The organism is Rhodoblastus sp., assembly GCF_041915505.1.
GTDB lineage: Bacteria > Pseudomonadota > Alphaproteobacteria > Rhizobiales > Beijerinckiaceae > Rhodoblastus.
In genome coordinates, this window is sequence record NZ_JAYSBG010000266.1 from 1 (window position 1) to 4926 (window position 4926).

The 4926-nt window shown below is 62.6% G+C and carries 7 protein-coding genes and 1 pseudogene; 6 read left to right on the plus strand and 2 right to left on the minus strand.

What is annotated here, in order from left to right; translation table 11 throughout:
- A pseudogene (locus ACE3S9_RS14710) lies at positions 1 to 110 on the plus strand (IS630 family transposase); the annotation flags it as partial.
- 117 nt (positions 111 to 227) lie between these two features.
- Here ACE3S9_RS14710 and ACE3S9_RS14715 read toward each other — a convergent pair.
- Complete coding sequence (locus tag ACE3S9_RS14715) at positions 228 to 821, minus strand: TetR/AcrR family transcriptional regulator (RefSeq protein WP_374547231.1); 594 nt, start codon at positions 819 to 821, stop codon at positions 228 to 230.
- 112 nt (positions 822 to 933) lie between these two features.
- Here ACE3S9_RS14715 and ACE3S9_RS14720 point away from each other — a divergent pair, with 112 nt between their 5' ends.
- Complete coding sequence (locus ACE3S9_RS14720; protein ID WP_374547237.1) at positions 934 to 1722, plus strand: SDR family NAD(P)-dependent oxidoreductase; 789 nt, start codon at positions 934 to 936, stop codon at positions 1720 to 1722.
- Between the two features lie 97 nt (positions 1723 to 1819).
- On the plus strand, positions 1820 to 3004 hold the full coding sequence (locus tag ACE3S9_RS14725; RefSeq protein ID WP_374547232.1) for an acetyl-CoA C-acyltransferase: 1185 nt from the start codon (positions 1820 to 1822) through the stop codon (positions 3002 to 3004).
- Positions 3005 to 3327: 323 nt separating this feature from the next.
- On the opposite strand, the gene greA is transcribed toward ACE3S9_RS14725, so the two are convergent.
- The gene (greA, locus tag ACE3S9_RS14730; protein WP_374547233.1) at positions 3328 to 3810 is read right to left on the minus strand and encodes a transcription elongation factor GreA; all 483 of its coding nucleotides are present in this window, start codon (positions 3808 to 3810) and stop codon (positions 3328 to 3330) included.
- Positions 3811 to 3958: 148 nt separating this feature from the next.
- Between greA and ACE3S9_RS14735 the strand changes: the two genes are divergently transcribed.
- The 3 genes from ACE3S9_RS14735 to ACE3S9_RS14745 form a co-directional block, all read left to right on the plus strand.
- Entirely contained in the window at positions 3959 to 4264 is a 306-nt protein-coding gene (locus ACE3S9_RS14735) for a hypothetical protein (RefSeq protein WP_374547234.1), read from the plus strand.
- Positions 4261 to 4632, plus strand: a complete 372-nt coding sequence (locus tag ACE3S9_RS14740) for an AAA family ATPase (protein WP_374547235.1) — start codon at positions 4261 to 4263, stop codon at positions 4630 to 4632. The genes ACE3S9_RS14735 and ACE3S9_RS14740 overlap by 4 nt, the downstream gene beginning before the upstream one ends.
- Positions 4633 to 4707: 75 nt before the next feature.
- Positions 4708 to 4926: ArsR/SmtB family transcription factor (locus ACE3S9_RS14745; protein ID WP_374547236.1), on the plus strand; the 219-nt coding region annotated here is incomplete at its 3' end.

Here is a 4926-nt window from a genome sequence, read left to right on the forward strand (position 1 = left end):
CTGAACGGACCGTTGAAGGCCTCTGGGCCGCGTTCAGCGCGATCCTGCCCACCTTCACGCCGCAAGAATGCGCCAACTTCTTTGCCGCCGCTGGATATGACCCGGATTAAGGCGAATCCGCTCTAATGCAAGGTCCTCGACGCCAGCGGGCGTCTGCTCGCGCATGGCGGCTCGACGTCGATGGCGCCGAAACCCGAATGAAGGCGAAAGAGAGCCGCTGGGCGGCGTCAGTCCGCCCGCGATTTTACCGTATCCGAGATCGTGGCGGCGGAACGGTCCAGCCCTTCATCGATCCACGCCTGGGTCTCCCTGAGAATTTCATCCGATAAGGCGGGATCGGTGGTGGTTCGGGCCAGGATTGTCGCTCCGACCATGGCCGCCCAGTTCGCAATGGCCTTGCGGCGCCGGCTGGCCTCATCCAGATCGGGCAGTTGTTTGCTCATCCAATCGATCTGCGCCTGCACGCCATCGGCGATCGCCGAGCGGGCTCCGGGCGCCTGGCGAAGCGTGTCCGCGGCAAGCCCGGCGATAACGCAGCCTTCAGCCCTGTTGTCGCGATGCCGCGACGACAGATATTCGTCCATGAAGGCGCGAAGATCGCGTTTGGCGCCTTTACGCGCGCCAATCGTGCTGCACAACGTTTGCGCGATCAAATCGTCTTTCGAGGCGAAGTGACCGTAGAAACCGCCATGCGTGAGCCCAGCGGCCTTCATGACCTCTGCGACGCTGACCGCTTCGAATCCCTTCTCCCGGAACAACCGACCGGCAACCTCCAGGATCCGTTGGCGCTTCTCGGCCATCTGTTCCCGGCTGACTTTCATCTCAAAAAATCTCCGTCGAGACTGTTGACTTTTTCATGATGGCTATCATTTTAAAGAGATATTCATGATGATCATCATGAATATAGCCACCCGTTCGAAAGAGAACAAGATCATGGCGGCAAATCCCTCAGTCCTTATCACCGGAGCCTCGTCAGGCATTGGCGCGACTTATGCTGACCGTTTCGCCAAGCGCGGGCATGATCTCGTGCTGGTCGCCCGCGACAAGGCGCGCATGGAGGCGCTTGCCGCGCGACTACGTGACGAAACCGGCGCGGCAGTCGACATTCTCCAAGCGGATCTGACCAAGCCGGAAGAACTCGCCGTCGTTGAGACGCGGCTGCGCGACGATCGGCGGATCGGCGTGCTTGTGAACAACGCCGGCGCAACCGCGCCTGGAACCTTCACCGAGCAGGCGGCCGACGATGTCGGGCGAATCGTCACTTTGAACGCGACGGCGGTCGCCCGCCTCGCGAGCGCGGTCGCCCCCCGTCTGGCTCAGGCCGGCGCGGGCGCCATCGTCAATATCAGCTCGGTCGTCGGGCTCGCGCCGGAGTTCGGCATGGCCGTCTATGGCGCGACCAAGGCGTTCGTCCTGTTCCTGTCGCAGGGCCTCAGCCAGGAACTCGGTCCCAGAGGGGTCTATGTCCAGGCGGTTCTCCCGGCGGCGACCCGCACCGAGATTTGGGAGCGCGCCGGCATCGACGTCGACACGCTTCCCGCAGTGATGGAAGTCGGCGAACTGGTCGACGCCGCGCTGGCGGGCTTCGATCGCCGCGAGCCCGTGACCATCCCGCCCCTCCATGACGCCGGGCAATGGGACGCTTTTCACGCGGCGCGACAAGCGATGATTCCGGGGTTTGCGCAGGCCCGTGCGGCAGAACGTTATCGCACGCCGGCTTGAACGTCCTCGTTACGAGCTGCGGATGCAGATGGGCCGAAGGCGGTCGCGTGAACGCCGCAGCATCATTGGCGGCGCCATCCAAACAAGGAGAAAAGCCATGAGCAAACGAGACATCATCCTCGCTCATCCGGTTCGCACCGCGATCGGCGCTTACAACGGCGCGCTGAAGAATGTGCCCGCCACCGAGCTTGGCGCGACAGTCGTGCGGGAAACCCTGCGACGCGCCGGGCTTTCCGGCGAGGACGTCGGGACCGTGGTGATGGGCAATGTCATCCAGGCCGGCAATCGGATGAACCCGGCGCGCCAGGCTTCCATCGGCGGGGGACTTCCGGTTTCCGTCCCGGCCCTGACCGTCAACCGCGTCTGCGGGTCCGGCGCGCAGGCGATCCTGACCGCCGCGCTGGAAATCGCCGCCGGCGACAGCGATGTCGCCATAGCCGGCGGCATGGAGAACATGGATCGCGCGCCCTATCTGATGGACGGCGGGCGCTGGGGCTATCGGATGGGGCCGGCCCAGATTCTCGACAGCCTGCTGACCGACGGACTCAACGACGCCTTTTCGGGGAAACATTCCGGCTGGCACACGGAAGACCTCGTCACGAAGCTCCAGATCACCCGTGAGGCGCAGGACGCCTTCGCCGCGCGATCCCAGCAGCGTTTTGTCGCCGCGAGAGACGCCGGCCGATTCACGGACGAGATCGTTGCGGTGGAGATCAAAGGCCGGAAGGGGACGGAGAGCTTCGTCATGGATGAGGCGCCGCGTCCGGACACCACCGCCGAAACGCTCGCCCGATTGAAGCCGGCTTTCCGGCCGGATGGTACGATCACGGCCGGCAATGCGCCAGGGCTGAATAGCGCCGCCGCCGCGATGATCGTCGCCGAACGTGGCTTCGCCGATGCGAAAGGTCTTGAGCCTATGGCGCGGCTTGCCGGCTATGGCGTCGCGGCGGTCGAACCGGGCCTGTTCGGCATCGGGCCTGTCCCGGCCGTTCGCAAGGCGCTGCAAAAGGCCGGGTGGACGCTTGGCGACGTCGAGCGCTTCGAAATCAACGAGGCCTTCGCAGCGGTGCCGATCGCTATAGCGCAAGAACTCGGCCTGCCGGAGGACCTCGTGAACATCGAGGGCGGCGCGATCGCGCACGGTCACCCGATCGGCGCCACCGGAGCGATCCTCGCCACGCGGCTGCTCTATTCGATGAAACGCGACGGGCTCTCGAAAGGCATTGTCACGCTGTGCATCGGCGGCGGACAAGGCATCGCGCTCGCCATCGAAGCGCTGTAGCCGCATCGCAACCTTGAGGCGTCGGCGGTCGAGGGAACAGAAGGCGGCCGGATCGCCGGACGACATCAGGTCCGGCTTTGCCGCTACAGTGTGGGAGCGCAGACGACGATGGCGCATGACTTTGCGCAGAGGACGGCGCTCTGCGCAAACCCCACAAATGCCCGATCTTGTGGTTTCCCTTCGCAAACCGCCGGTCGACAACGTTCCGCTTCCCGCCCCATCAAAGCCCGCTCCTGTCTGGCGGAAAGGCGACCTTCGCAGACGCCATCGGCGCGGGCATCCGGGATCCGCATTGAATTCCAATCCCTCGGAGGCGCAACGCGCTAGGAAACTGAAATAATTTCGATCTCTTGACCTGACGCGCCGCATTCATCGCCGACGGATTTGCCCATCAGAAGCTTCGCCACCGGGGATACGAAGGAAATAGAGCCGGCGTTAGGATTCGCTTCGTCCTCACCCACAATGCGATATTTCTGAACGCGCCCATCCTTGCGTCTGAACGTCACCGTGCTCCCAAAGGCGATGGTTTCGGTTGCAACGGGATCGGCGACGACCTGAGCGGTCCGAACTCTCGCCGCAAGGTAGCGGATATCGCGCAAGGGAATTGCGGCTTGCCGCCGCCGCTCATCCACGTCTTCAATCTTCTGCGCCGTTTCATACGCGTCGCGAGCCCGTTCGAGTTCGAATTCAAGAGCTTTCAGTCCCGTTTCCGTAACAAGGTTCGGATGAGGCGAAATCGGGCGGTCGGGCAGCAAGGTCTCCGACGCTGTTGTTGCACTGTCTTCCTTGGTGAAGGCGACGCTCAACTCAGGCTCCTTTCACGCCGGACGGGCCGGCTTGCTCCGTCAGCGCGCCGTCGAAATAGAGAAAAACCGATTTCTTCATCCAGGCAATCTATAGATTGCCGTCGAGAACCGGAAGGTCGGCCGAGAGCCGATTCCCGTCGTTCGGAGAATGGCCGGAATCCGCCCGGCAGGTGAGTCGCTGGAAAACGCGCTGGCGGCATTCCGCTCAGTGCTCGAAAACGAAAACTCGCCTGTTGCCAACGCCAGTGTGGGAAAATTTGTGGGAAAAAGCCGGCGTCGCCTACGCCCCACGACGAAACAGCTGCAGTTTCAGCCGGATAGCGTGGCGCTCCCTAGCGATGCGCAAAATTCAGCCCAAGCCAGCAAGTCAGGGCCAAATTTCCCCAAACATTCTCCTGTTGATCCCGCTACGAATTCTGACGCGCCTCCCAAACCGGAGGAAAGCGAAAAATGAGCGATGACGGTTATAAAAACATCGTCTCTATTGTCGAAAAGGCGACCGAGGGCGGCCGTCACCAGTCGCGCCACTCTGTTCCGCGGCCTGATAAGAGGCCGCCCTCTGCCTCTCCTTTCGAGTTCAAACGCTTCGACCAGATCGATCCATCGCCACGCAAGGATTGGCTTGTACGCGGTGCTCTGGGCGCTGGTGAATTTTCTGCCCTCTATGGCGATCCGGGCTCCGGAAAGTCTGTTTTCGCAACTGACCTTGCCTTTCATATCGCCAGCGGTGCGGATTGGTTCGGCCGCGCGGTCAAGCAAGGTGCGGTCATCCATGTCGCCGCCGAGCGCGCCAAGCTGACCGAACGCCGCCTTGCAGCCTGATCTAAACAAAAATGCCTCCGGAAAACCCGGCGCGGTTCACTTGCATTGGAACATTAGTTCGAGTAATCTCGATATATGGATGAAATAAGCGCTCTTTCCGCTTTTGCGGCCTTATCGCAGGCGACCCGCCTGCAGGCCTTTCGGCTGCTGGTGACTCGGGAACCTGACGGCGTCCCGGCCGGGGAACTCGCGCGGCTGGTCGGCGTGCCGCAAAATACGCTGTCCACGCACCTCTCGATTCTGGCCAACGCCGGACTGGTTCATGGCGAGCGGCACAGCCGTTCGATTGTCTAC